The 22,806-nt window shown below is 63.4% G+C and carries 20 protein-coding genes; 11 read left to right on the forward strand and 9 right to left on the reverse strand.

The genetic code is table 11. The annotated features are described in order from the left end of the window. Positions 1-320: 320 nt before the first annotated feature. On the reverse strand, positions 321-3,500 hold the full coding sequence (gene uvrB, locus AC1D1L_RS04410) for an excinuclease ABC subunit UvrB (protein WP_477339111.1): 3,180 nt from the start codon (positions 3,498-3,500) through the stop codon (positions 321-323). A 122-nt stretch (positions 3,501-3,622) separates the two neighbouring features. Continuing rightward, positions 3,623-4,879 carry a hypothetical protein gene (locus AC1D1L_RS04415; protein WP_477339113.1) on the reverse strand — a complete coding sequence of 419 codons (1,257 nt, stop codon included), beginning with the start codon at positions 4,877-4,879 and terminating at the stop codon, positions 3,623-3,625. A 155-nt stretch (positions 4,880-5,034) separates the two neighbouring features. On the opposite strand from AC1D1L_RS04415, the gene AC1D1L_RS04420 reads away from it, so the two are divergent. Further along, positions 5,035-6,081, forward strand: a complete 1,047-nt coding sequence (locus AC1D1L_RS04420) for a CapA family protein (RefSeq protein ID WP_477339115.1) — start codon at positions 5,035-5,037, stop codon at positions 6,079-6,081. A 53-nt stretch (positions 6,082-6,134) separates the two neighbouring features. Next, positions 6,135-7,112 carry a hypothetical protein gene (locus AC1D1L_RS04425; RefSeq protein ID WP_477339117.1) on the forward strand — a complete coding sequence of 326 codons (978 nt, stop codon included), beginning with the start codon at positions 6,135-6,137 and terminating at the stop codon, positions 7,110-7,112. Between the two features lie 6 nt (positions 7,113-7,118). Here the strand turns inward: AC1D1L_RS04425 and AC1D1L_RS04430 are convergent, their stop codons facing one another. Continuing rightward, a complete protein-coding gene (locus tag AC1D1L_RS04430) occupies positions 7,119-7,613 on the reverse strand; it encodes a YegJ family protein (RefSeq protein ID WP_477339118.1) in 495 nt (164 codons plus the stop codon). 89 nt (positions 7,614-7,702) lie between these two features. Continuing rightward, positions 7,703-8,224 (reverse strand): hypothetical protein, encoded by a 522-nt coding sequence (locus tag AC1D1L_RS04435; RefSeq protein ID WP_477339120.1) that lies wholly within the window; start codon positions 8,222-8,224, stop codon positions 7,703-7,705. Positions 8,225-8,508: 284 nt separating this feature from the next. Here AC1D1L_RS04435 and AC1D1L_RS04440 point away from each other — a divergent pair, with 284 nt between their 5' ends. Both AC1D1L_RS04440 and AC1D1L_RS04445 read left to right on the forward strand, forming a co-directional pair. Continuing rightward, positions 8,509-9,111: a hypothetical protein gene (locus AC1D1L_RS04440; RefSeq protein WP_477339122.1), complete on the forward strand. Its 603-nt coding sequence runs from the start codon at positions 8,509-8,511 to the stop codon at positions 9,109-9,111. An 891-nt stretch (positions 9,112-10,002) separates the two neighbouring features. Next, the gene (locus AC1D1L_RS04445) at positions 10,003-10,941 is read left to right on the forward strand and encodes a diacylglycerol/lipid kinase family protein (RefSeq protein WP_477339124.1); all 939 of its coding nucleotides are present in this window, start codon (positions 10,003-10,005) and stop codon (positions 10,939-10,941) included. A gap of 72 nt (positions 10,942-11,013) precedes the next feature. Here AC1D1L_RS04445 and AC1D1L_RS04450 read toward each other — a convergent pair whose 3' ends face one another. The 3 genes from AC1D1L_RS04450 to AC1D1L_RS04460 are packed head-to-tail and all read right to left on the reverse strand — an operon-like array spanning position 11,014 to position 14,755. Next, a complete protein-coding gene (locus AC1D1L_RS04450; RefSeq protein WP_477339126.1) occupies positions 11,014-11,931 on the reverse strand; it encodes an NAD(P)-dependent oxidoreductase in 918 nt (305 codons plus the stop codon). Further along, a complete protein-coding gene (locus AC1D1L_RS04455) occupies positions 11,928-13,142 on the reverse strand; it encodes a mandelate racemase/muconate lactonizing enzyme family protein (RefSeq protein WP_477339128.1) in 1,215 nt (404 codons plus the stop codon). Before AC1D1L_RS04455 ends, AC1D1L_RS04450 begins: the two co-directional genes overlap by 4 nt. Next, positions 13,139-14,755, reverse strand: coding sequence for a GMC family oxidoreductase (locus AC1D1L_RS04460; RefSeq protein ID WP_477339130.1), 1,617 nt, complete (start codon positions 14,753-14,755; stop codon positions 13,139-13,141). Before AC1D1L_RS04460 ends, AC1D1L_RS04455 begins: the two co-directional genes overlap by 4 nt. Positions 14,756-14,980: 225 nt before the next feature. Here AC1D1L_RS04460 and AC1D1L_RS04465 point away from each other — a divergent pair, with 225 nt between their 5' ends. After that, entirely contained in the window at positions 14,981-15,376 is a 396-nt protein-coding gene (locus AC1D1L_RS04465; protein ID WP_112561014.1) for an acyl-CoA thioesterase, read from the forward strand. Between the two features lie 457 nt (positions 15,377-15,833). Here the strand turns inward: AC1D1L_RS04465 and AC1D1L_RS04470 are convergent, their stop codons facing one another. After that, positions 15,834-16,202, reverse strand: a complete 369-nt coding sequence (locus AC1D1L_RS04470) for a winged helix-turn-helix transcriptional regulator (RefSeq protein ID WP_352556453.1) — start codon at positions 16,200-16,202, stop codon at positions 15,834-15,836. 89 nt (positions 16,203-16,291) lie between these two features. On the opposite strand from AC1D1L_RS04470, the gene AC1D1L_RS04475 reads away from it, so the two are divergent. Continuing rightward, entirely contained in the window at positions 16,292-16,897 is a 606-nt protein-coding gene (locus AC1D1L_RS04475; protein ID WP_192257837.1) for an NADPH-dependent FMN reductase, read from the forward strand. 103 nt (positions 16,898-17,000) lie between these two features. Here the strand turns inward: AC1D1L_RS04475 and AC1D1L_RS04480 are convergent, their stop codons facing one another. Next, entirely contained in the window at positions 17,001-18,302 is a 1,302-nt protein-coding gene (locus AC1D1L_RS04480; RefSeq protein ID WP_477339133.1) for a glucoamylase family protein, read from the reverse strand. A gap of 260 nt (positions 18,303-18,562) precedes the next feature. On the opposite strand from AC1D1L_RS04480, the gene AC1D1L_RS04485 reads away from it, so the two are divergent. The 5 genes from AC1D1L_RS04485 (at position 18,563) to AC1D1L_RS04505 (ending at position 22,794) form a co-directional block, all read left to right on the forward strand. Continuing rightward, a complete protein-coding gene (locus tag AC1D1L_RS04485; RefSeq protein ID WP_477339752.1) occupies positions 18,563-19,114 on the forward strand; it encodes a winged helix-turn-helix transcriptional regulator in 552 nt (183 codons plus the stop codon). After that, a complete protein-coding gene (locus tag AC1D1L_RS04490; protein WP_477339135.1) occupies positions 19,111-19,521 on the forward strand; it encodes a hypothetical protein in 411 nt (136 codons plus the stop codon). Before AC1D1L_RS04485 ends, AC1D1L_RS04490 begins: the two co-directional genes overlap by 4 nt. After that, entirely contained in the window at positions 19,518-20,216 is a 699-nt protein-coding gene (locus AC1D1L_RS04495; protein ID WP_477339137.1) for a hypothetical protein, read from the forward strand. The genes AC1D1L_RS04490 and AC1D1L_RS04495 overlap by 4 nt, the downstream gene beginning before the upstream one ends. 7 nt (positions 20,217-20,223) lie before the next feature. Then, entirely contained in the window at positions 20,224-21,780 is a 1,557-nt protein-coding gene (locus AC1D1L_RS04500; RefSeq protein ID WP_477339139.1) for a DHA2 family efflux MFS transporter permease subunit, read from the forward strand. A gap of 135 nt (positions 21,781-21,915) precedes the next feature. After that, positions 21,916-22,794, forward strand: coding sequence for a DMT family transporter (locus AC1D1L_RS04505; protein ID WP_477339754.1), 879 nt, complete (start codon positions 21,916-21,918; stop codon positions 22,792-22,794). The last annotated feature ends 12 nt before the right edge of the window (positions 22,795-22,806 follow it).

The raw sequence follows: 22,806 nt of genomic DNA on the forward strand, positions 1-22,806 counted from the left end.
GGCTCAGTGTTGCGCACCACGAAGGGCAGACCAAAAAATCAAAGCGGGAAAAAACCCGTGATGTCCCTGGTCAGCCCTGCAAGCGAACTCGCAGGGCAGAAATCGGGCCACGCTGACGATGGTGACGAAAAAACGTAAACACGTGAGCCCTCCTTTCAAGACAAGACGTTGAGTGTGCGGGAGCGATTACACCAAAGGTGGTGGTGGAGGCAAGTGGGTGGGGGAGTGCCGGGGCGGCGAGACTGCTGATCTCCCCCCTTGCGGGGGAGATGTCCGGCAGGACAGAGGGGGGCGCTGTCCCGCACACGTTTCGAACGAACCTACTTCCCCGGCCTGCCGGTCTTGCCGGGCCGGCGCTTTTCGCGGCGGGCGTCGCCCGCGTCCTCGTAGGAACCGATGCCGGCGCGCTGGCGAACGATGGGCTTGGCGGAATCGCTGCGATCCTTCGCGCCCCCCTCTGTCCTGCCGGACATCTCCCCCACAAGGGGGGAGATTGGCTGCGGCTTGGCCGGCACTTTTCCTTCTACCGGCTTTTCCGTCCGCCGCACGGTCATCTCATCGAGCGAGTTCTTCTTGAACAGCGGCTTGGTGGCGTCACCCGGAATGCCGAAGTCGGAGCCGTGTGCTTCCTGTGCCGACTGTTTCTTGAACAGCGAACGCGACACCGCGCCTGACGGCGTCGGCATGTCGGTGCCGGGACCCATATCGTCCAGCGACGGTTTGGCAAACAGCGGCTTCTTCACCGGTACGGCGCCGTCGGCGCCCATCTCGTCGAGCGCCGGCTTGCGGAACAGGTTGGAGCGGGCAGCCCTGGCCGCCTCTTCGGCGGCACGTGCCTCGTCGAACTTGCGGAAACGCTCCTGCTCCTCAGCCGTACGGTGTTTGGCCACGCCCTTGTTGTGCTTGCCCTTCTCGCGGCCGGAGACCGGGCTTTCCATGTCGGCATATTTGGCCAGCGGGTCTTCCGAGATCGACAGTTCCATCTCGCGCAGCCGCTTGATCTCGTCGCGGATGCGGGCGGCCTTCTCGAAGTCGAGATTGGCTGCGGCGTCGCGCATCTGTTTTTCCATGGCGTCCAGATGGGCCTTGAGATTGTTGCCCATCATCGCGCCGGCGCCGTCGGTGAACTGCGAGATGTCGGCGCGGACATGGTCCTTCTCGTAGACCGAATCCAGAATGTCGGAGATGCGCGACTTGACCGATTCCGGGGTGATGCCATTGGCGGCGTTCCACTCCATCTGCTTCTCGCGGCGGCGGTTGGTCTCCGCCATCGCCCGTTCCATCGAGCCGGTGATCTGGTCGGCATAGAGGATGACCTTGCCGTCGACGTTACGGGCGGCGCGGCCGATGGTCTGGATCAGCGACGTCTCGGAACGGAGGAAGCCCTCCTTGTCGGCGTCGAGAATGGCGACGAAACCGCATTCGGGAATGTCGAGGCCTTCGCGCAGCAGGTTGATGCCGACCAGCACGTCGAAGGCGCCGAGGCGCAAATCCCTGAGGATCTCGATGCGCTCCAGCGTGTCGATGTCGGAGTGCATGTAGCGGACGCGAATGCCCTGCTCATGCAGATATTCGGTCAGGTCCTCGGCCATGCGCTTGGTCAGCACCGTGACCAGCGTGCGGTAGCCGGCGGCCGTGGTGTCACGGATCTCGCCGACGACATCGTCGACCTGGCTTTTGGCCGGGCGCACCTCGACCGGCGGGTCGATCAGCCCGGTCGGGCGAATGACCTGCTCGGCGAAGACGCCGCCGGACTGTTCCATTTCCCAGCCGCCGGGCGTAGCGGAAACCGCGACCGAAAGCGGACGCATGGCGTCCCATTCCTCGAAGCGCAGCGGACGGTTGTCCATGCAGGAGGGCAGGCGGAATCCATATTCGGCCAGCGTCGCCTTGCGACGAAAGTCGCCGCGATACATGCCGCCGATCTGCGGCACGGTGACGTGGCTTTCGTCGACGAACACCAGCGCATTGTCGGGAATGTATTCGAACAAGGTCGGCGGCGGATCGCCCGGCTGGCGTCCCGTGAGATAGCGCGAATAGTTCTCGATGCCGGCGCAGGAGCCGGTGGCTTCCAGCATCTCCAGATCGAAGCGGGTGCGTTGTTCCAGCCGCTGCGCCTCCAGCAGACGACCAGCCTTTTCAAGCTCTTGCAGGCGCTGCTTGAGCTCTTCCTTGATCGACTTGATGGCTTGATTCAAGGTCGGGCGCGGCGTCACATAGTGCGAGTTGGCGTAGATCTTGACGCTTTTCAGTTCGCCGGTCTTCTGGCCGGTAAGCGGGTCGAATTCGGTGATCGCTTCGATCTCATCGCCGAACATCGAGATGCGCCAGGCGCGATCCTCAAGGTGGGCCGGGAAGATTTCGATCGTGTCGCCGCGGACGCGGAACGAGCCGCGGACGAAATTGATGTCCTGGCGCTTGTATTGCTGGGCGACGAGGTCGGCGAGCAGAGCGCGCTGGTCGAGCCGGTCGCCGATCTGCATCTGGAAGGTCATCGCCGTATAGGTCTCGACCGAGCCGATACCGTAGATGCAGGACACCGAGGCGACGATGATGACGTCGTCGCGCTCAAGCAGGGAGCGCGTCGCCGAATGGCGCATGCGGTCGATCTGCTCGTTGATCGAGGATTCCTTCTCGATGAAGGTGTCGGTGCGCGGAACGTAGGCCTCCGGCTGGTAATAGTCGTAATAGGAGACGAAATACTCCACCGCATTGTCGGGAAAGAATTTCTTGAACTCGGAGTAGAGCTGCGCTGCCAGCGTCTTGTTAGGCGCCAGGATCAAGGCAGGGCGCTGCGTCTCCTCGATCACCTTGGCCATGGTGAAGGTTTTTCCCGAACCGGTGACGCCGAGCAGCACCTGGGTGCGGTCATTGTTTTCGACGCCTTCGACCAGATCCTTGATGGCGGTCGGCTGGTCGCCGGCTGGCTCGAAATCCGACACCATCTTGATGGCGATGCCGCCTTCGGATTTTTCCGGGCGGGCAGGGCGGTGCGGTGTCCACAGCACGCCGTCCTTGTGCAGCGGATTGCCGGATTCGATCAGCGCCGACAGCGCCGCGACCGTCGCGGTGACACTGCCCGAGGCCATCGTCTCGGCGTCTTCCAGCGAGATGTCGAGGCCGGCAACCGGATTGAGGCCGGCGGCGGTGCGTTCGCGGGCCGTGGCGGCGCCGCCCATCGAAGTGCCGCGTGAACTGCGGCCGGGCGCGGCGGAGCGCTCCGGGATCTTTTTCGCAGCCTTGGGCGATTTGCCGCCGTCGCCCTTGCCGGCGAGACGCCCTTCCTTCTCGGCCTCCTGCTCGATCTGCTCGGCCCAGTCCGCAATCGAACCGGTCAGCGGCGTGCCGGTGAAGTCGGCTTGCGGCGCCTCGGCAAAGCCGCCCTTGTGCAGGGGCTCCGAGGCATCGAGGAAATCGGTCAGCGGGCTGCGCCGCTTGGGCGGCGAAGCGCTGTTGTCACCCGCCGTCGAGGGCGTCTTTTTGTCGGGGAGTTTGGCCATGCCCCGAATATGGGCAGAGTCCGCCGAAATGGAAAGGGCGCAGTGGCGAGGGGCCCGATGCGAACCGCGGCTGCTGACACAAGGGTGTCAGGAGCGGTGGTGCGAATGCCTGGCGATTGCCGTCAGTTGAACCACAGCGCGAAGGTCAAAAATCCGGCGCCGCCGAACTGGCGCTGGATTTGGTCGAACTCGTCGCTGGTCAGGATCTTGCCGCTCTCGAGATAGGGCGCGATGGCAGGGCCGGTGATCGACAGCACCAGGTCGAAATTTTTCGGCTCCTCGAAGAAGCGCTTCATGTTGATGCCCTTGTCGGCGATGCGGAAATGCGGCAGCAGCACGCGGCCTTCGAGCAGATCCTCGGCCATGGTCAAAGTGGCGAGCCAGGCCTGCACCTGCTCCTCGCCGACTTCGAGGCCGGTCAGCGGGTTTGCGCCCTTCTGCTGCGGGCCGGGCAGCCATTCGCGGTCATTGTCGGTCTCAGTGCGGATCGCCTTCCAGTCCTCGCGCGACAGCCGGATCATTTCCAGGAGATGGCGGCGGGCAGCCTGCCGGCGCTCGGGCTCGACCACCGGCCAGTTGACGAGGTGGACCAGCGAGATGAAGTCGGCAATGCGCCATTCGGAGGCCAGCATGCCGCCGCTGGTGCCGCCGTCCAGCGGCACGAGAATGTCCTGCAGCGGCAGTTTGGCGTGCGGGAACAGCATGTGGAACGAGCCGTCGAACATATTTCGGAAATCATGCGCCAGCCAGAAATCGGCTTGCGCCATCAGGAACTCGGCATAGCCTTGCAGCCAGTAGCCGTCGGCGCGGTCGAAGCGGAAGGCGAGTGAGGGAGCGGCGGCGTCCGGAGCGACGCCGCCGCGCGCCAGCGAGGCCATGATGGCGGCCATGCTTTCGTCCGGCGCGATGGCGCCGTCCTCGTTGAGGTCGATGCCGACATGGGTGAGGTCGATGACCATGCCGATATCGGCATCCGCCGGTACCGAACCCAGCGTGGCGGCGGATTTCTCCAGCCGGTCGCGGAAAGCGACCAGAATGGCGCGGAACTGTTCATAGGTCAGCGGTTCGGGATTGGGATTGTCCGGAACCGGAAGCCGCATCAGCGGCAGCATGAAGGATTGCGGGCTATCGAAGCCGTGGCGGTGCAGGCCGCCGGCCAGGATTTCCAGCGCGGTGAAGAACTCGCCCGCGCCGGCGGCGTAGGCCGGTGCCGGATCGCCTGATGACGCGGCCTCGAGCGCGGTCAGCGCGGCGTTACGGTCGGCCACGGTTTTGGCTTCGAACAAAGCGGTTGCCGCTTCGGGCGCCGCGGCGCGGGCGGAAGATATCGGCAGCAACAGAAGGAGGGCGGACGCCAGCAGGCTTGCTACACGTGTCATCTCATTCCTCCACTATGTCATTGCGCGGACCATACACGTATTCAGTGCGCCGCGTCTGCCCATCACGAGCGGCAGTGTTTCGAGGCTGACGGTCGACACTTCCCGGGCAGACCGTCTACACAAGCCAACCGATTGGGCAAACGATTGGGCGTCGCGTGTCGAACTATCCGCTTTCCTATAAACTGTCATGGCTGCCGCGCTTCCTGAAGCCGTCGCTCGGCGGCGATGTCAGGGACTTTGCGCCGATTGCGGCCACAACCATCATCGATCCGCCGCCGGCGCGGAAGGTGCGGCTGGCTTTCGTCGGCGACATTTCGGCGGTGGCAAACCGCAGTGCGCCGGAGTGCGACCCGATGATCGCAAAGCTGCTGGCATCGGCCGATCTGGTGATCGGCAATTGCGAGAGTCCGGTCGTGGAGCGGCCGAGCGTAGCGCTTGGCACACGGCTCGGCACGCACCACGCGATGAGCGAACGGTTTCTCGCCGAGGCGCTGGCCGCCCTCGGCATCGCGCGCGAAAGACTGGTGCTGTCCCTGGCCAACAACCATGTGCTCGACCAGGGTATCGCCGGTTTCGACGAGACCGTTGCGGCGCTGGAACGGCTCGGCATCCGCACCATCGGCACCGCGAAAAAAGGACCTGTAGAGCAGGTCAAGGCCGGGCCACTGACGATCGGCTTTGCCGCCTTCACGCTGTGGCGCAATGCCGACGCTGTATTGTTCAACGAGCGTGTGTCGATGCAAAGCGATCCGGTGGCATGGGCAAAAGGTGCAGCGGACAAGAGCATCGATCTCCGCTGTGCCATTCCGCACTGGGACTGGGAGTTCCGGCATTTCCCACAGCCCCAGACGCAGGCGTTGGCAAGGCAGCTTGCCTCGCATGGCGTCGGGCTGATTGCCGGACACCATGCCCATGTCGTGCAGCCGGTGCAGTGGGTCGGCAAGACGCTTGTCGCCTATGGGCTCGGCGACTTCCTCGGTACCGCCTTGGCGCGCCAGCCATGGCCTGGCCGCATCGGCGGCATTTTCGTCGTCGATGTCAGCGCCGATCTTGGCAAGCGCGGCGCCATCGCCGGCTACAGGATGTATCCCTTCATGCGGCTCCGCGCCGGCGGGCATGAGCGGTTGGTCCCGGTCGAGGCGCTCACCGACCTGATAAAGGGCAAGGTCGAGGCCAGGCTGAAGGCGATTTTCGGCGACTGACGACTCTCCGCAAAAAACGGTATGATAGGTGAAATGCGGCTTGCGAGGGGGCGATGGAAACAGCGGATTTCATGCCTGATGAAACGGTCATCGCCGGCATCAGGAAGAACATCGAAGCCTATGAGGCCGGACGCGCCTCGGCCTATCGCCAGGTGCGCTGGCGGGTGCCGGTGTTTCTCGGGCTGCTGCTGGTCTTCGTCGCTCTGGTGGCCTGGTTGTTCAACAAGGTCGCCGACTTGAACGAGCAGTGGTTCTCGACACCGCATGTGTTCCTCTATGTCGTTGGTTTCTTCGCGGCGCTGCTGCTCTATTTCCTGGCGATGAGACCGGCGACGCGGCTGCAGCAATCGTTCCGCGACACGCTGCTGCCGATCATTTTCGGCTTCATCAGGGATGTGCGCTATCAGCACAGCGTGACGCCGAATTCCTTCGACCGGCTGCCGCGGGCCGTGGTCGGCGCCTTCAACCGGCAGAGCTTCGACGACATCGTGTCAGGCCGCTACGAGGAGTTTCCGTTCGAGCTTTACGAGGCGGAGTTGCGCCAAGGCTCGGGCAAAGGCTCGTCGACGGTCTTCAAGGGCGTCATCGTCGCCTTCGAGACGATCGCGCCATTTCCCGGCACATTGGTGGCGACGCGGCGCAGCAATGCGGTCGTCGGTTTCTTCCGTGGCATCTTCGCCGGCAAGATGCAGGAACTGTCGAGCGGTGATCCCCTGCTCGATGGCGACTACGAATTCCGCACCGACAATGTCGCCGCCGCCCAGCCGCTGGTAACCGGCCGGCTGGCGCAGGCGCTGAAATGGCTGCATGAGACATGGCGCGATGATCCGGCGCGGGTCGCGCTCAACGGCAGCGACGGTTTCCTGCTTTTGCCGCAGCCGAAGAACTTTTTCGAGCTGCCCGCCATTTCCGTGCCGCTCGACTACACCAGCCATATAGCGCCGATGATCGCCGATATGGGCTCGATCCTGGCGACGGCGGCGCTGGTGCGCAAGATCGGCGCGACGGATGGCGAGGTTCAGCCCAGCTGACTCGCGTTAGCAGTCGAAGCCGTAATTCTCGCGATAATAGTCGGCTTCTTCCTTCGATATCGTCTTGAACAGCACGCAGACGGTGAAGCTGCCAACCTGGCGGCCGTTCCTGGTGTAGCCCCAGTCGGAAATATCGTCCCGGGTGAATTCGAGTTCCTGGCCGGCAACCACGTTGTGCACGGCCTGCGGCTCATTCGCCAATGTTCCGGCAAAGCCGGTTGCGGTCTTGTGGAAGGGGATGATCCAGAAGTGTTCCGAAGTGTCTCCGTCCTTGACCTCGACCTTCAATTTGTAATCGGCGGTTCCGGTTGGCGGTGCTTCCGACAAGGACAGGAATTGATCGAGGCTGACGCGCGCCTGCGCAATGGCCGCTGCCATGTCCGGATCGTCCCTGGCGACGTTGACGACCTTGTCATCGCCTTGGCTGGAGTCTTGCGCCCCGGCGGCTAACGGAGCAGACACCAATATCAGGGATAGCATAACGCGAATTGCATGCTTCATGGGATGGCGATCCTCCACCTTGATGCCAGGTGCCATCAGGCATCTAGCGAGGGTTTTCAACCGCAGTGCGACACGGGCGGGGGACCCGCTCACAGCCCGCTCGGTACGAGCCCTGCCAGCCAGTTCGCGGATCGCTTGGCCATGCCGACCGTTGCCGATGCGGCACGGCCGAGATCGGTCTTGACCACGGCATAGCCGTTCCTGGTGCGGTAGAGCACGCCGGTTCCGCCATCGACCACTTGCTCGTAGGCGACGGGCCGCGCCGCTGCTGCTTCCATGGCCGTCGTCGGCGAGCCGACGGGCACGCTCGGCCGACGGCTCAGTTCCGGCGGCAATGGGCTTTCGGATTGAACACTCCGGCTGGCCGGCTTCAGTTCCGGGCCGGATGCGGTCGCCGCCAGTTGCGAAGAGGATGCCGACCCCTTGGTGCGGCAGATGCCGGAGACCAGCGGATAGTCGAAGTTCTTCTGATGCAGCATCTGGCTTTTCATCGCCGCTTCGCAGTCGGCGATGGTTGCCCACTTCGCCGGCGTCTCGCCGATATATTCGCAAAGCTTGGCGTCGCAGTCGCAGCCGACGATGGTCATGGCGACAAGGGCGGTCTTGATCACGGTCTTGTCCTCGGATTGCCCCCCGGCAGCCCCCTTTCCATCGCGCGCGAACAAGGCGGGATTTTGGCCACGATCGCGCAATGAGCCAGGCGATGCGGTTTCGGGAACGGCTCACTATAGGTGGATTTCGAGATGCCCGGGAGCAGATAGGGCGGCGACCATGGTGCGTTTGTGAAAGAAGGGCAAAATAAATATTGCATTCTATGACAGCAACAACTGTTTCCTGGAGCGGTTTTCTATTACGATACTGACGGGGCGATACAACAAATATCGGAGGGGTTACCATGGGAAGAATTGTCCGATCGGCGGTGGTGTCGAAAGGCAATCTTGAGGGCGTTGCAGACGACCAAGGCGGGCGGAACGGTCAGGGCGAAACGGACTCGAAAGGCGGCGATGGTTATCTTGACCGGGTGGCGAAATATGTGCCCGCCGAGGTCGTGGCGTTCTTCATCTTCGTCAATTCCATCCTCGACAACGCGGCCGAGGAGCCGGTGGCCAAGGCTTTGGCAAAGGCGCTGGATGAGAAATCCACCGATGTTCCCGGCGCTGTGCGGGCCGCTATAGACACGGTCAAAATGGCCGGCTTCAGCATCTGGAACATTTCATGGATCGTGTTGATCATCGCGCTGGCAATGACGCCAATCTATCTTAAATCGGTGAGCGATTCCGCCGACAGTGCGGAGGCTCCCGGCGCCAACATCGTCATGTCGATGCTCGCCTTCCCGTTCTGGGCTTACGCTGTCGATGCTCTCGCCTTCAGGCCATGGCATGACGGGGCGCTTGCCAGCATCATGCTGGCCACCTTCACGATCATCAGCGGCGCCATACGGCCGGAATATATCAACGCTGCCCTCAATTTGATCCCGGGCATCGGGCCAAAGAAGTAGGCCGCGCGGAGGCCGGCCTCGTCGCAGTACGGCCGTCGCGGCTTCAGCAATCGTAGACGTGTTCCAGCCTGGCGCCGGCCCTCAGCAGCTCCGGCAGCAAAGGTGCAGTTTGCGCACGGCGACGATCAGCCCGGTGCGGTGGTTGGCCGGATCGACCGGGATCGGCTGGCTGAACAGCACGCGGGCGCCTTCGGGCGCCGCAAGCTCGGCCGCCGACAGGACGTTAGCCGATTTTGCCGAGGGTTGCAGCCCCAGCTGGAAAGGTATGTGGGAGGCCCGAAGGACAGTCGGCGCCGGGATTTCTCCCAGCGCCTCCCTGTCAGATCAGGACACGGTCGGGCAGCAACTTCCCTAGAGATGTCGCGCCATGCCGGCCTTGATTTTGACGGCCCTGCCAGTCACCACCCGAAGGCGATGCCCGTTCCAGGCCACGCCGTTCTCCACTCTTGCGAGCTTCGCTCAGCGTGCCATCGAAGGTTTTTGCCGTCCTTCATGGCAGCATCGGTCCGCCGTCGGCGTTCGCACGCTTTCCGCGGCCCCGTAGGTCTCGGCATCCGTCCCTCGAACAGGCAAGCCTGCTCTCGCTTCGGGCCGTACGGGCCTCAGGAAATCCGCCTTTTCGCTTTGCCTTTCGGCGTGGCGATCGGTAGCCGCCTGAGATGGGTTAAACTTACGCGGGGTAAGGGTTTTGGGGAATGGGGGTGAGCCTGTGGATAACGGGATTATCGGGGACGGTTTGCCACAAACCTCGGAATCTCGGCGTCGGCTGCCTTAGACAGCCTGCCCGCTTTTTGACGCCCAGCCGGTTGTACCCCTTGCTCCGCACGCAGGCGCGGGTTTCAATGCCGGCAAAGCATCGCACCTATCGGCTCGGTGCGGGGAGGGTGCGCTTTGAAAGTCGGGGTGGTGCTCAATCCGATTGCCGGTGGCGGCCGGCTGAAACGGCATTGGCCGGAGGTAGCCGCGTCTCTGAAAACCCATTTCGGCGACTTTGAGCTGCGCGAGACGCAAGCCGAGGGCGACGCCGAAAGGTTGGCACTCGACCTCGCGGCCAGCGGTTTCGATCTGGTGATCGCAGCCGGCGGCGACGGCACCGCCAGCGAAGTAGCGGATGGGTTGCTGCAGGCATTCGATGAGAACGGCCGGATAACCGAACTTGGGGTGCTGCCTTGCGGCACAGGGATCGACTTCGCCCGCGGGCTTGGCATGCCGAAAGAGGTGGACGCAGTGCTGAAGCGGATCGCCGAAGCCAAGGCCCGCAAGGTCGATGCCGGGCGCATCTGCTACATCGATGATCATGGCGCGCTGGCCAGCCGGCACTTCATCAACATCGCCAGCCTCGGCCTGTCCGGCGCCACTGACCGCGCGGTCAATGCCGACAAGCGCAAGGGCAAGATGTCGGCCAGGGCGCTGTTCCTGTGGCGCACCGTGGTCGAGTTCATCCGCTACCGTTTCCAGGACGTCCGGATCACTGTCGACGACGGTGTGCCGGTCGAGGCGCGCATGGCGCTGGTGGCGGTGGCCAACGGGAAGTACTTCGGCGGCGGCATGATGATTGCGCCGGACGCTGAGCTGGCCGATGGTCAGTTCGACATCGTCATCCTGCGGGCGGCCGGCAAGCTGAAGCTGATCTGGGACATCCGCCTGCTCTATGGCGGACGGCACCGCAACCATCCGGCCATCACGATCCTGCGAGGCCGGAAAGTGGTGGTCGAACCGCTCGGCGATGCCGAGAAAAATGGCGCGCTTGTCGACATAGATGGCGAGTCGCCGGGGCGTATTCCCGCGACCTTCGAGATTTTGCCCGGAGCGCTGACGCTGAGATATTGAATCAAGTGCCTTAGGTGCTGATTCTGAAGGCCAGACTAAGCCACTGAAGACATTGGCTAAATACTTTGCCGGCTAGGTCTCAAGTTTGGCCGGGAAGCCGGGTGCACGCAGGTCGGTGCCGACGGCATCCTCGAGCAATTTGACGATCTGGGTCGACCAGGCGCTGCCGCCATAGGCCGCTTTGCCCTGCTCGAAAATCGCGTTGACGCGCGTGGCAAGGTCGAGCGGTACGCCGGATTGTTCGGCCATGGCGAGCGCGAAGCCGAGGTCCTTCAGCGCCAGGTCCATGGTGAAGCCGATGTCGTAGGAGCCGTTGAGGATGAGCTGACTTTCTGTCTCATGGACGAAGCTGTTGCCGGAAGAGGCGACGATGGCGTGGTAGGATTGGGCAAGGTCGAGGCCGCCCTGCCTGGCCAGCATCAGCGCCTCGCCGGCGGCGACGAGATGGATGAAGGCCAGCATGTTGGTGATGACCTTGATCACCGCCGCCGAGCCGACCGGTCCCATCAGGAACGATTTTGCGCACATCGCCTCGATGGCCGGCCGGTGGCGTTCGTAGAGGACTGCATCGCCGCCGACCAGCGCGGTGATCTTTCCCACTGCCGCCAGATGCACGCCACCGGTGACCGGACACTCCAGCGTCTCGACGCCCTTGGACGAGGCGAGGGCTGCGAGGCGCAGAATCTCATCGCGGCCGTTGGTCGACATCTCGATCCAGGTGCCACCCTTGGGCAGGCCTTCGAGCAATCCGTCTGAACCTGCGAGCACCATCTCGCTGACCTTTGGCGAAGGCAGGCAAGTGATGGCGTTGCCGGCCTGCGCCGCCGCTTCGGCAGGGCTAGCTGCTGCTGTCGCGCCGAGCGCAACCAACCGCTCGACGGCTGTGGGGTCACGGTCGAAGACGACGACGGCAAAACCGTTGCGCAGCAGGCTGGCGGCAAGGTTGCCGCCGAGATGGCCAAGGCCGATGAATGCGTAGCGCTCGCTCACGGCATCAGCGGCGTCTGCATCATCTGCAGATGCAAATCCTTGCCGGTGTAAGGGTGCGCATCGCAGACCGCTTCGTTGAGCTCGACGCCAAGGCCAGGCTCCTTCGACGGGATGACATTGCCGTCCTGCCACTCGATCTTCGTTTTCAACAGCGTGGCGTGGAACCCGTCCCACTGCTTCAGTGATTCCAGGATGAGGAAATTGGGCAGCGTCACGGCCAGCTGGATGTTGGCGGCGCCGACGATCGGCCCGCAATAGCAGTGCGGCGCGACCTGGATGTGGTAGGCCTCGGCCATGGCGGCGATCTTCTTGGTTTCGAGAATGCCGCCGGAACGGCCGAGGTCCGGCTGCAGGATGGTCGCGGCGCGGTTCTCGATGACGCGGGCGAATTCGAATTTCGTCGTCAGCCTTTCGCCGGTGGCGATCGGGATCGACGTGCCGCGGGCAACCTGCGCCATCACTTCGGGCATGTCGGGCGGCACCGGCTCTTCGAACCACAGCGGATCGTAAGGTTCGATGGCGCGCGCCATGCGCAGCGCGCCCGATGCCGTGAACTGGCCATGCGTGCCGAACAGAATATCGGCGCGGGTTCCGACCGCCTCGCGGATCGCCTTGATCATGCGGGTGGAGACATCGATGTCGATGAGGCGCGGCTGGTGGCCGTCGAAAGCGGTGTAGGGCCCCGCCGGGTCGAGCTTCACGGCATTGAAACCCTGCTCGACATATTCGAGCGCGCAGGCTGCCGCCAATTCGGGATCGTTGTAGACATTCCTGCCATCCGGCGCGTCCTCCGAATGGACACTGCCGGTGTGTGGATAGAGGTAGGTGTAGGAGCGCAGCGTCTCGTGCACCTGGCCGCCGAGCAATTTATAGACCGGCTTGTTGGCTTCCTTGCCGATGATGTCCCAACAGGCCATTTCGAGTGCGGAAAAACAGCCCATGCTGGAAACATCCGGGCGCTGGGTGAAGCCGGAGGAATAGGCGCGGCGGAAAAAGTTCTCGATGTCGTGCGGGTCGCGCCCGACGAGATAGCGCTCTGCCATGTCCTCGACCATTTTCGCGGTCGTGTGGGCCGAGAAGGTGGCGTTGTAGGCCTCGCCATAGCCGACGACACCGCCATCGGTGGTCAGCTTGACGAAGATGAAATACTTGCCGCCGATGCCGGGCGGCGGATTGCCGACAACCCAGGTCTTGACGTCGGTGATCTTCATTTTTGGTCCTCCAGAACCAGTTCGGCGCCCTTCCATCCGGTCATGATGGCGGCGGCGTTGGTGTTGCCGGTGATGTTGGCGGGAAAGATCGAGGCGTCGATGACGCGCAGGCCGTCGAGCCCATGCACTTTCAGGCGCGGATCGACGACCGCCTGCCCGGCATCGGGGCCCATGCGGCAGGTCGAGACCGGGTGATAGACGGTGCCCGAGCGCTTCCTGAAATCCGTGATCAGGTCGGCATCCGACTGGATCGATGGCCCCGGCAAAACCTCTTCGGCGATGATCTCGGCCATGGCCGGCATCGAGGCGATCTTGCGCACGAATTTCACCGCCGCCAGCATCTCGTCGACATCGGCATTAGTGGAGTAGGCGTTGGCGACGATCTTGGGATGGTCGAGCGGATTGCTGGAGCGGATCATGATCTCGCCGCGGCTCGACGGGCGGCAGTTGGACAGGCCGATGGAGAAACCCGGCCATGGGTCCGGCGTCAGGATAGGCCGCTCGCCGCTTTTCGGAATGACGGTCGAGAAGGCCTGGAAATAAAGCTGCATGTTAGGGCGTGAAAACGCCGGGTCGGTGCGGAAGAAACCGCCGCCATGGTTCATCGACAGCGACAGCGGGCCGGAGCGGGTGAGGATGTATTGCATGCCGACCAGCAGTTTGCCCCACCAGGGGCGCAGGATCTGGTTCAGCGTCGGCACCTTGCCCTTGAAGGTGTAGTTTATGCCGACATGGTCCTGCAGATGCGCGCCGACATTCTCGTTGGCATGCACGACCGGAATGCCGAGGCCGCCGAGCAAAGCGGCGGGGCCGACGCCGGACAACTGCAGCAGCTGTGGCGAGTTGATCGAGCCGGCGGAGAGGATGACCTCGCGACCGGCGCGGGCGGTCTTGGTCTCGCCGTTCTGCTGGTACTCGATGCCGACGGCGCGCTTGCCTTCGAACAGAATTTTGCTTGCCAGCGCATTCGTCTCGACGCGCACATTGCCGCGTTTCATCGCCGGGCGCAGGAAGGCGCGCGCCGCCGACATGCGGCGGCCATTTTTGGTCGAGATCTGGTAGACGCCGACGCCTTCCTGGGCGGCGCCGTTGAAGTCGGGATTGAGCGGCAGGCCCGCCTGCTGGCCGGCAGCAAGGTAGCGTTTGGTCAGCGGATGGACGGCGTTCGTGGTGTCGGTGATGTGCAGCGGCCCGCCGGTGCCGCGCCATTTGTCGGCGCCGGCCTCATTGTCCTCGAGCGCCTTGAAGCCCGGCAGCAAATCGTCATAGCCCCAGCCGGGATTGCCGGCATCGCGCCAGTCGTCAAAGTCCTCGCGCGCACCCCTGATCCAGACCATGGCATTGATCGAGCTTGAGCCGCCAAGCAGCTTGCCGCGCGGCCAATGGTCGACATTGCCGCCGAGACCGGGGTCCGGTTCGGGCTTGTAGTTCCAGTTGACCGCCGGGTCGAAGAAGGTCTTGCCATAGCCGAGCGGCATCTGGACGTAAAAACGGCGGTCGGTGCCGCCAGCTTCCAGCACCAGCACGGAGTAGCGGCCGGAAGCCGACAGTTTGTCGGCGAGAACCGAGCCGGCCGAGCCGGAGCCGACGATGATGAAGTCATAGGTCTGCATGATTGGTGTTGGCGGCTCCGCAAAACTGGCCGCAGCCTAGACGCGACGGCTTCGCCAAGTCGCCGCACCTTCCGGCATGCGTTGTGAAAAATGCGACTGCGAGACGCCTGGTTCGGAAATGCCAACAGGGAAACGACATTGCGCCACCAGCCTCGCACATCGCGTTGACCTCCCTGCGCCGTGACGCTACGGGATCGAGGGCAATCGTTTCAGGGGATTTGGCGCATGGTGCATTACGCGGACGGACAGCCGATCGGCGATCTGACCTTGCGCACGCTGGCCATGCCGGCCGATGCCAATGCGGCCGGCGATATCTTTGGCGGCTGGGTGATGGCGCAAATGGACCTTGCCTGCGGCATCCGCGCCGCCGAGCGCGCAAAGGGCCGCGTGGTGACGGCGGCGGTCAAGGAGATGTCCTTCGCCAAGGCGATGAAGATCGGCGACACGCTGTGCATCTACACCCATGTCGAGCGCGTCGGCCGCACGTCGATGACGCTCAAGGTCGAAGCCTGGGCACAACGCTACCTCTCCGATCTGATGGAGAAGGTCACCCATGCCGATTTTGTCATGGTGGCGCTGGATAGCGACGGCAAGCCGAAGCCGATTCCAGCGGAAAGCTGACGCGCTTATGTAACATCCCCCACGCGGGCGATGCGCTGCGCGACATCCAATGGTTGCCTTCCCATCCGATTCTACGGATGGCGGAGGGAAGACAATGCGTCAACACATGCTGAACGGCTGGCTCGTGGCGGCCCTTGTCGCGGTGATCTGTCTGCTTGGCACCACCGCCTATACCGAGATCAGGAAAGAACTTCCGAGCGTCGCCTGCAAGCACCACCGGACAGTCGACAACCAGCAGGGTGCACGGGTCGAAACGTGTGCACAAAGTGCTGCGGCAATCCCACGCCAAAGGCCTGACGGACCAGGCGCGTAAGACATTCCTCCGTGCAGGGTGGACAGGTACCTGGCGGGCGCAACAGAGCAACTGAGCCGCGACGGGTTCCCTATGGCCACAGGCGCGCTCGCCGAAAAGCGGCCTGCTTGCCTTCGGCGCGAAACCCTTTTTGCAGCAAGGCTTTCAGCCGTTCAAGCTGTCGAATTTCGCGCGCGCTTCCTGAACTCTGCCGGTGTTCTTGCGCGCCCAGAGACCGAGGGCGCCGACCGGGACCAGCAGCTCATGGCCGAGCTCGGTCAGCTCGTAATCGACGCGTGGCGGGATGGTCGGAAACACGGTTCGGGTGACGAAACCGTCGCGCTCCAGGCCACGCAAAGTGGTGGTCAGCATCTTTTGCGAAATGCCGCCGACGGCGGCGCGCAATTCATTGAAACGCAGCGGCCCGCCGCCGAGCTTGCCGACGACCAGGACGGTCCATTTGTCGCCGACGCGCTGCAGGATTTCCGAGACGGCGCGGCAGTCTTCGGTGTTGTGCGGGTGCCTCAGTAACAAAACGGTGCCTCCTTGCGCAGTGGTTTGACAGTATCTCATATAGCGCCGGTATCCAAACGATACCAGCTTTTACATATATGGAGAGCCCCATGTCCAAGCCCAAAATCGCCATCGTCGTCGGTTCGACACGCGCCGCGCGTTTCGCCGATGTGCCCGCCCAGTGGATCGCCAAGATCGCAAAATCGCATGCCGACATCGATGTCGAGATCGTTGATCTGCGCGACTGGCCGCTGCCCTTCTTCGATGAAGTTGCGTCGTCCGCCTGGGCACCGTCGCAGAACGAAGTTGCGCAGCGTTGGCAGAAGAAGGTCGCCGAGTTCGATGGCTTCATCTTCACCGCCGCCGAATACAATCACGGCCCGACCGCCGTGCTGAAGAACGCCATCGACTATGCCGCCAATGAATGGAACAAGAAGCCGGCCGGCTTCGTCGGCTATGGCAGCGTCGGCGGCTCGCGTGCTGTCGAGCACCTGCGCCTTGCCGCCGTTGAGCTGCAGATGGCGCCGGTCAAGTCTGCCGTCCACATCGCCTGGGGCGATTTCCTGGCGGTACGCCAGGGCGAAAAGAAGCTCGAGGAGATCGAGCATCTGAACCAGGCTGCTGCCGCGCTGGTCAACGATGTCGCCTGGTGGGCCCGGGTGCTCAAGGCTGCGCGTCAGGCCGACGCGATTGCCGGTGAAGCCCAGGCGGCCTGAGCCTTATCCTCCCAAGGGGCGGCGCTTGCGCCGCCCTTTTTCAGTTCCGCGAATTCGTTGGTGCTTTGAGTATCTTGCTTCGATTAATCGCGCCGGCCGCCCGTCACAGCCAACCGCCGGAAAAACCGGCTCGGCGCAGACCTGTTGTGACGGCCGACACGCCGCGCATCAGCTGCCACAGGAAGTCCGACCGGTAATTCTCGATCATCAGGGCGATCGGCCCCTGATTGATGCCGACGTGGTCCGGCGATACCCAGCCACAGGCGCGGCCGTCGGCTGCGGCGATCGTCGGATTGAAGCTTGCGACGAAGCCGTAAGGATTGCCCACGTGCAGGTCCATCTCGTGAAAATGGCGCAGCGCCGGCAGCACGATTTCCGGCGCAAAGGGCAGGGAGGTAATCGCCGCCCATGGCGACAGCGTGCCGTCATCGGGCCCGAAAGGCGCGCCGCGCGCGAGATAGCCGAAGAAGCGGCGGCCATCGATCGTCATTTCCCGTTTGATTGGACCTGGGCCGTCGCTGGCGGTGACGCCCCAGCAATTCTCGCCATAGCCGCTTAGCCCCTTCGGATTGCGGATGGCGTAGTCGCGCTGCAGATAGGTCGCCTGGCGGCTGTTCTGGAAATAGTCGCTGTCGTGATCGCGCATGAAGGCATCGCGGATGCCGCGAAAATCGATCCAGATATGCGAGAACTGGTGGATGAAGAGCGGGCCGGCATAGACCAGTTCGCGGCCGTAGATTTTCTTCCACTTGTAGCTGGACAGCCAGGCCGCGTAGCTCTCGGGCGGCAGCGCGTGTGTCGGCGATCCCAAACCAAGCACGTAGAGGATCAGCGCCTCGTCAAATCCTTGCCAGCGATAGCGCAGAAAACCTTTTTCGGGCCGCCAGCCATGGGTGACGGTGGCGCCGCCATTCTGCGCCCAGCGCCAATCGGCGCGGCGGTAGAGCGCATCGGCGAGCTGGCGGATTTCCAGTTCGGATCCATCGTCCTGGTCAAAATAGGCGCCGGCGGATAGAACGCCGGCAAGCAGGAGCGCGGTATCGACCGTGGACAGCTCGCACTTCCAGACGCGGCGGCCGGTCTGCATGTCGAGGAAATGATAGTAGAAACCCTTGTAGCCGGTGGCATCGGGCTCTGGCCCATGCGGAGCGTTCCAGAAGAAACGGAGCGTGGCGAGCGTGCGCTCGATTGCGGCCGCGCGCGTCATGAAACCGCGTTCGACACCGACGGGATAGGACGACAAAGCGAGGCCGACGGCGGCTATGCTGGCAGGCGACGCCTGCGTGTTGCGGTCGGCGACCAGGCCGTTGGCAGGGTTGGCCTCGTTGAGAAAATACTCGAAGGACAGACGCTGGATATCTTGGAGAAGCTCGTCGTTTAGCGCGTGTTCGTTCGATGCATCCATGGCTACCGATATAGAGGCTTTGGCTGCGTTTCCCAATCTCTCAGTGGATCAATCATAGGTGAGGCAGGCTGCTTTCGGAGTCCGTACTTCGCCATGCAAGCGAGCATCTGACAAAGGCCTTCTGACGCCACGTCGCGGGCATTGCTTGCCGACCTTGAGCCGCCACGCGCTCGTGTCCCTTGCTCGATCACGTCCGAGTGAATTGCATAATGCAACTCACACTGCTATCTGTAACTTTCATTATGAAAGAGACCGTAGTCATGGTTGCAAAGACAAGCTTCGAAAATCGCCCATGTCCGATTGCGCGCAGCCTCGATGCTGTCGGTGAGTGGTGGAGCATCCTGCTGCTCAGGGACGCGTTCCAGGGCCTGACGCGCTTCGACCAGTTTCAAAAGAGCCTGGACATTGCGCCCAACATTCTGACGCGGCGGCTGAACAGCCTTGTCGAGCGCGGCCTGTTCGAAAAGCGCGTCTACTGCGAACGGCCGCTTCGCCATGAATATGTGCTGACCGCCAAGGCGCGCGATTTTCGCCCGGTTCTCCTCTCGCTGCTCGCCTGGGGCAACAAGCATCTGGCCCCTGAAGGCCCAAGCCTGGTGGTGGTGGACAGGGCGGATGGACGCTGGGCCGAGCCGGTTCTGGTCGACCGCCAAACCGGCAGCGAACTCGATAGCGAGGGCTTCACCCTGGCGACTGGGCCGACTGCCACCAACCGTATGCGGTTGCGATATCGCTTCAGCAGCGCGGGCTCAGGCCTTCCGCTTATAGAGAATACGGTGATTGAGCACAGGTCGGATGAGGCGCGCCAATGAACAAGGTTCTTTCCGCCGCCGAGCTGCAGCCGGCGCAGCCCCCGGTCGTGCAAATCCCCGCACCCGCCAAAAAGCGCCGCAAGCCGTGGCTAACGCTGGCAGCCGTGATCGTCGTCGGTGCCGCCGGATGGTATGGCTTCGACTGGTGGCGGGCCGGCCGCTTCCTCGTGTCGACCGACGATGCCTATGTCGGCGGCAACGTCACGCCGCTGGGGCCGCGGGTCGCCGGCCACATCGATCGGATCCTTGTCGAGGACAACCAGCACGTCGCCGCCGGACAGCTCATCATCCGCATCGACGACCGGCCGTTCAAGGCGGCGCTGGAGCATGCTCAGGCGTCCGTCCAGCAGCAGCAATCGGCGCCCTGGACAATCTGCGCGCCCAGATATCGTTGCAGAATTCGGTGATCGAGCAGGCCGAGGCCGATCTCGAAGCCAAGAGCGCTGCCGCGACTTTCACCGCCCAGGATGCCAAGCGCTATGAAGTGCTGGCCAGCACCCGGGCCGGAACGCAGCAGGATGCGCAGAGAAGCCTCGCCGCCGACGGTCAGGCCAAGGCTACCGTTGCCGCCTCGCGCGCCGGGCTTGCCGCCGCCAGACAGCAGCTCGACGTGCTCAACACCCAGATCGCGGAAGCGACCGCAGCTGTCGCGGCGGCCAAGGCCGACGTCGATACGGCCGAGCTCGATCTCGGCTTCACGGAAATCCGCTCGCCCCTGGACGGCATCATCGGCAACAGGCTGGCGCAGGTCGGCAGCTATGTCTCGCCGGGCAGCTATCTGCTGACGATCGTTCCGGCATCGGGCCTGTGGGTCGACGCCAATTTCAAGGAAGACCAGCTGCGCGACATGACCGACGGCCAGGCGGCAACGGTCTACACCGACATTGCGCCCGATGCGCCGCTCAAAGGTCACGTCACCAGCCTGGGGCCCGCGACCGGGGCGATCTTCAGCGTGATCCCGCCGCAGAACGCGACTGGCAATTTCACCAAGATCGTCCAGCGCGTTCCGGTCCGGATCACGATCGACCCGGACCAGGCGCAGAAAGTCGCGCTGCGACCGGGTCTGTCGACAACGGTCACCGTCGATACCGCGTCACGCTGAGGACGCCATGCCGGAGCGCCAGGAATCCTTCATCACCAGCATCCTGCCGTTCATGGTGATGTGCGTGGGAATGTTCATCGCGCTGCTCGACATCCAGATCGTGGCGTCCTCGCTGCAGGACATCGGTGGTGGTCTGTCGGCGGCACAAGACCAGATCGGCTGGGTGCAGACCTCTTACCTCGTGGCGGAAATCATCGTCATCCCGCTCTCGGGCTGGCTGACCCGCGTGTTCTCGACACGCTGGCTTTTCACCTTCTCGGCAGCCGGCTTCACGCTGGCCAGCATGCTGTGCGGCTTCGCCTGGAGCATCGAAAGCATGATCGTGTTCCGCGCACTGCAGGGGCTGCTCGGCGCGTCGATGATCCCGACGGTGTTCACCTCGTCGTTCCACTATTTCCAGGGGCCGAGGCGGGTCTATGCGGCGGCGGTGGTCGGCAGCATCGCGTCGATCGCGCCAACGCTCGGCCCGGTGATCGGCGGCTGGATCACCGATACGCTGAGCTGGCATTGGCTGTTTTATGTCAACGTCATTCCCGGCACCATCATCACCATCCTCGTCGCGCTGCTGGTCAAGATCGACAAGGCCGATCCGTCGCTGCTGAAGGGCGCTGACTATATCGGCATGGTGCTGATGGCGGTCAGCCTCGGCACGGCCGAATATGTGCTGGAGGAGGGCACGCGCTGGAACTGGTTCGACGACGCAACGATCCGCAACGGCGCCATCATTGCCAGCGTTACCCTGGTTCTGTTCGTCATCCGCAGCCTGACCTATGCGCAGCCGGTGGTCGACTTTCGCGCCTTCGGCAACCGCAACTTTGCCATCGGCTGCTTCCTCTCCTTCGTCACCGGCATCGGCATCTTTGCCACGATCTATCTGACGCCGCTGTTCCTCGGCTATGTCCGCGGCTACGACGCCTTCCAGACCGGGGTTGCGGTGTTTTCCACCGGCGTCGCCTCGATGGTCGGCGTGCCCGTCTACATCTTCCTCGCCAAGCGCTTCGACACGCGCTGGCTGATGATGTTCGGGCTGGCATCCTTCGGCGCCTCGATGTGGAGCTTTAGCGCCATCACCAGCCAGTGGGGCGCCGCGCAACTGCTTCTGCCGCAAATCTTTCGTGGTTTTCCGCAGGTCTTTGCGGTGGCGCCGAGCGTCAATCTCGGCCTCGGCAGCCTGCCGCCGGAGCGGCTGAAATATGCCAGTGGCCTGTTCAACACGATGCGCAATCTGGGCGGCGCGGTGGGCATTGCCATTTGTGGGGCGATCCTGAACGACCGCACCAACTTCCATTTCCTGACCATCGCCTCGCATCTGACGCCGCAAAACGAGGCGGCGATGCGGCTCCTCGACAATGTCGGGCAGCGCTATGGGCAGTTGCCGGGTGCTGTCGACGATGGTCATGCCGCGGCGCTGAAGCAGCTCTGGCAGCTTGCCTATCGCGAGGCCTCCACCATGGCCTATGCCGATGCGTTCCTGGTCATCATGGTTGCCTTCGTCATCGCCACCGCGCTGGTTCCCTTCCTGCGCAACGTCGCACCGAAGGCGCCGCCGCCGGACGCGCACTGAGGCAAACTTGCCTTGGACCGGCATATGGGCAGGGCTGCCATCTGGCCCTGCCGTTTTGCCCTGATATATCGGCCGCGATCCATCACATGAGCGGTCCCCGTGAAATCATCCAGCTTGACAGGCGTCGTTTCCCCCATGATCCCGGTGCTGGTCTGCGCGCTTGCGATCTTCCTTCTGTCGGCCATGGATGCAGCGATGAAGGTGCTGGTCATCGCCGTCGGCGTCTACAACACGGTGCTGTGGCGAAGCATGCTTGCGACCGTGGTCGCGGGCACGGCCTGGGCGGCGGGGCCGCGCTCGCTTCCCACGCCCTCCGTGCTCAGACTGCACGCGCTACGCGCCATCGTCGTCGGTATCGTCCTGCTGTCATTCTTTTGGGGGCTTGCAAGGCTGCCGCTGGCGGATGGGATCGGGCTTAGTTTCGTCGCGCCGCTGTTTGCTCTTCTGCTGGCCGCGCTGCTCTTGGGCGAACGCATACAGCGTCAGGCGATCTGGGCGTCGCTGGCGGGCATTGCCGGTGTCGTCATCATCATGGCCGGACAGTTCGGGCAAGGGAACTATACCGGGGATGCTCTGCTTGGCACGGTGGCTGTGCTCGCATCGACGGTGTTCTACGCCTACAATCTGATCCTCTCGCGGCGGCAGGCGCTGGTGGCCAAACCAGTCGAGATCATGCTGTTCCAGAACCTGTGCGTTGCCGCTGTCCTTCTCCCCGCCGCGCCCTGGCTGGCGGTTTCCCTGCCGGGTAATCTCTGGCTTCCCCTGGCCGGCGTGACGGCACTGTCGCTCTCCGGCCAATACCTGATGAGCTGGTCCTATGCGCGCGCCGAAGCGCAATATCTGATCCCGACGGAGTACTCGGCCTTCATCTGGGCGATCGTGTTTGGCTGGCTGTTCTTCGACGAGGCGGCGACCTGGACCACGCTGGCTGGCGCCGCCCTGATCGTTGCCAGTTGCCTGATCGCCTCGCGTTCCAATCCCAGACTTGCCGAACCGATCGAAGCTGCGGTCTGAAGCGGCGCTGTT

It is taken from the genome of Mesorhizobium sp. P2_D6, assembly GCF_056404315.1.